This window comes from Streptomyces sp. NPDC005899 (assembly GCF_040629645.1).
Taxonomy (GTDB): domain Bacteria; phylum Actinomycetota; class Actinomycetes; order Streptomycetales; family Streptomycetaceae; genus Streptomyces.
Map to the genome: position 1 here is coordinate 1 of NZ_JBEXWB010000505.1, position 3,412 is coordinate 3,412.

Annotated in this window: 3 protein-coding genes and 1 pseudogene; 2 read left to right on the forward strand and 2 right to left on the reverse strand. The window is 66.6% G+C overall.

Annotation, left to right across the window (positions count from 1 at the left end; all coding sequences use genetic code 11):
* Positions 1 to 33: 33 nt before the first annotated feature.
* Positions 34 to 249: a hypothetical protein gene (locus tag ABZ371_RS30570; RefSeq protein WP_358685744.1), complete on the reverse strand. Its 216-nt coding sequence runs from the start codon at positions 247 to 249 to the stop codon at positions 34 to 36.
* 640 nt (positions 250 to 889) lie between these two features.
* On the reverse strand, positions 890 to 2,008 hold the full coding sequence (locus ABZ371_RS30575; RefSeq protein ID WP_358685747.1) for a serine hydrolase domain-containing protein: 1,119 nt from the start codon (positions 2,006 to 2,008) through the stop codon (positions 890 to 892).
* A 176-nt stretch (positions 2,009 to 2,184) separates the two neighbouring features.
* Here ABZ371_RS30575 and ABZ371_RS30580 point away from each other — a divergent pair, with 176 nt between their 5' ends.
* Both ABZ371_RS30580 and ABZ371_RS30585 read left to right on the forward strand, forming a co-directional pair.
* Complete coding sequence (locus ABZ371_RS30580) at positions 2,185 to 2,844, forward strand: helix-turn-helix domain-containing protein (RefSeq protein ID WP_358685749.1); 660 nt, start codon at positions 2,185 to 2,187, stop codon at positions 2,842 to 2,844.
* A gap of 189 nt (positions 2,845 to 3,033) precedes the next feature.
* Positions 3,034 to 3,291: pseudogene (locus ABZ371_RS30585) on the forward strand (VOC family protein); the annotation flags it as partial.
* Positions 3,292 to 3,412 lie beyond the last annotated feature (121 nt).

A 3,412-nucleotide genomic window follows, 5' to 3' on the forward strand; every position in this document is an offset into this window, starting at 1 on the left:
CCCGATAGAACGTCCCACTCTTCGTCCGAGAGCTCATGTCGCCGCACCATGCGCCACATGATGCCCCAGCGACAGCCTTTGAAGACAGGCCCTAGGAGCCTCGATCCAGCTCTGCTGGACGCTGATCAGCAGACAGGCTCCGGCGAGCAGCGCACCGCCGATCGCGAAGCCCCCGAAACGGGTGCGGGTGATCGTCAGCCAGGCAACGGCGGGCGCGACGGCGAAGAGTATCCCCAGGATGGTCAGCATGCACGGGAGACGTGCCGCCCCGCGCCCCCGGTTCCTCACGGCTGGGGGCTCCCCAGTGCGCCTGAGTGCTGTGGTCGGCCACCCTGACTGTTCCAACAACGATCCAGCCCTCTGACCGCCATGGTTCCCCGGGTGGCGACCCGGCGCGGGCCCACCCGGACACGATGTCGGTGGAGGAGTCCGTGGCTAGCCGATGGCCCCCGGACACAAGTGCCATCCGCACTGGCTGGAGCTCCAGGGCAACCTGTTTGTCCCGCACACCGGGATCGGTTGGGAACACCTGCCGCAGGAGCTCGGCTTCGGGCTGCGTCCGCCTCGAACTGCGGCGGATAGTTCCTCATGACCACGAGACGTCCGTTCTCAGATCCTCAGGATCCAGTGTCTCGTGTGTCCAGGATCAAGGATCGAGGCTCCTTGACGATTGCGTGGACGCTGTCCTACTGAGTTGTCCGCAGTCCGTTCACGTCGGCAAGTAGCCGCGCGTTCCGGGACCATCCCCGCACGCGCGGGGAGCAGCCACCGCAGCCGGCTGGGTGAAGCGGCCCTGTACAGCGGCCTGGGTCATCCGGGGACCACCCAGGCACGGCGGCCGGGCTGGCGAAAGGCGTCCGGGCGGGGGGCCGTCACTCCCCCGGCCCGGTCAGCCGTACATCGCCACGCGGTACAGAGTCGCAAGCGCGTCGTCGATGGGATGGGGCTGAGGCTTGCCGGAGGCATCGAGTCTGTTCCACCTCTGCAGGTTCACCGCGACCGCCATCTGCCGCTTGCCGTCGGCGCGGGTCATGGACAGCGCTCCGCCACCCCAGACCGTGCCGCCATGGCCCCAGAAGGTGCCCTGCCCGGGGCCCTCCATCGGATGCAGGCCGAGGCCGTAGTCGATCGTCTTTCTTTCTTGGGAGACGATCGAGACAGTGCGTTGCATCTGCGCCAGCAACGACGGGCTGACGATCTTCCCGGCCAGCAGCATGCCGTAGAAGCGGTTGAGGTCCGCGACGGTCGATACCAGCGAGGCCGACGGCCCCACCCATGACATGTCGTAGACGCTGTAGTCGCGCGGCGGGTCGATCATGCCGAACCATGCCTCGTAGAGCTGCGAGTGCGGCCCGTTGACGTACGGTCCGGTGGGGAGTTCGGTGTCCCGGAGCCCGGCGCGCTCGATGATGTTTCGGGTGATGTATCGCTCGGCCGCAGTGCCGGTCACCTTTTCCAGGAGTTGGCCAAGGAGCAGGTAGTTGGTGTTGGAGTACACCCCCGGGGTGCCACCCGGGGCGCCGACGGCAGCTGCGGAAACCCCCATCTCGATCAGTTCAGCGGGGTCGAATCGCGTGAGCCGGTGGTCGTCCAGGCTTTGGGGGCCGGTGTCCGCGAGGGCGGGGAACGCCTTGAGGGACGGGTAGGCGTACGGGAGGTACTCGGCGAGGCCGCTGGTGTGGTTGATCAGCATCCGGACCGTGATCGCGTCACCGCGTTCTCCGGGAACCAGCTTCGGAAGGTACCGGCCGATCGGTGTGTCGAGAGCGATCCGACCGCTTTCGACCTGCTGTAGAACTGCGGCGGCGGTGAACGTTTTGGTGATGCTGCCGACTCGGTGCCGCATGTCGGCGGTAGCGGGACGGTCAGTGGCAACATCGGCGACCCCGGCGGCGCCGCGCCACACCTGCTCGCCGTCACGCACCTCGGCGAACAGGCCCGGCATCCCGGCGTGATGGACGGTTTCCATAGCAGTTTCCAGTGCCGCGCAATCCAGTGGGCTCTTCATTTCATGCGTCCTTTCGTGTTCCCCGGGGCAGGCAGGCACCGCATCGGTCGCCTGACCCGGACTACAGGGCACGAGTGGCATGCCGGCTCACCCGGGCACGCTCATGTCCCCATTATGCACGCGGTGCGCGCATCACCAAGTGCACAGGTAGTCTGGAGTTCGGCGAGAGGAGCAAGATGGCAGGCCGAAGGCGTTGGTCAACCGAAGAGATCCTGGATGCTGCGGCGGAGCTGCTGCGCACGGGCGACGCGGATTCGTTTAGCGTGCGCAAGCTGGCCGCGACCCTCGGGACCGATTCCTCCAGTCTCTACCGGCACTTCCGCAACAAGACCGAACTGCTCCGCGCGGTCGCCGACCGGATTCTGCTGGCCGCGATGGAGGGCTACCGCCCTGAGGGTGACTGGAAGCAGCGCATCACGTCCCTGGCCGTGCATGTCAGAGAGGCATTTGGGCGGCAGCCCCAACTCGCCGCGGTCTGGGTACGCTACGCATCAAGCGGCACCGGTTCCCGGCTGGTCATGGAAGAGGTGCTGGAGGCGCTGCGCGCGTCCGGACTGCCCGACGAGGAGATCCCGGCGCGCTACCACCGGATCGCGGTCCTCATCGCCGCGCTGATCGCCTCCGAGGCCGGGGTCAACACCGTCACCCCCGGAGAGTACGAACAGAGTATGGAGCTGTTTCGCGTCGCGGTTCTGGGCGCCGACCCCGAAAGCTTCCCGAATCTGGCCCACTTCGCCCGCGACGTCCGCCCCCTTGGGGTGGATCGCCGCGCCGCGTTCGAAGAGATCCTCGCTGCTCACCTGGCCCACATCGGGGCCTCGATCTGCCCAAGCTGAGGGCTGTCCCGTAACTGATCTTCGGCATGCAGCTACGGGCCAGAGTCCCGTCGTTCTCGTGGCCTGTTCGGCTTGATCTCCTGATGCCCGATCCGGACCACGGTTCGGCGGGGTTGGGGTCGACATCTCGACGGCGTGGGGAGCTGTCCGGGAAAGTGGGCAGCAGAGCACTCTTGGTAGGGTGCGCCGATGTCATCGGTCAAGCACTTCCAAGTCACCTTCGACTGCGCGGAACCTGAGCGCCTCGCTCGCTTCTGGTGTGAGGTGTTGGGGTATGTCGTTCCTCCGCCACCGCAAGGGTTCGCCACGTGGGACGAGTACGAACGCTCTCAGCCGCCTGAGGAGCAGGACGCGTGGTTCGCCTGCATCGACCCTTCGGGCGTGGGCCCGCGGCTGTACTTCCAGCGCGTCCCCGAAGGGAAAGCGGTCAAGAACCGGGTACATCTGGGATTGCTGCACGGAAAGGTGACACCTGACCTGGCTTGCTGAGAGGCGGCCTGGAAGGATGTCGCAGTGCCCAAGCCGTATCCGAAAGAGTTCCGCGATGACGTCGTGCGGGTCGCGCGCA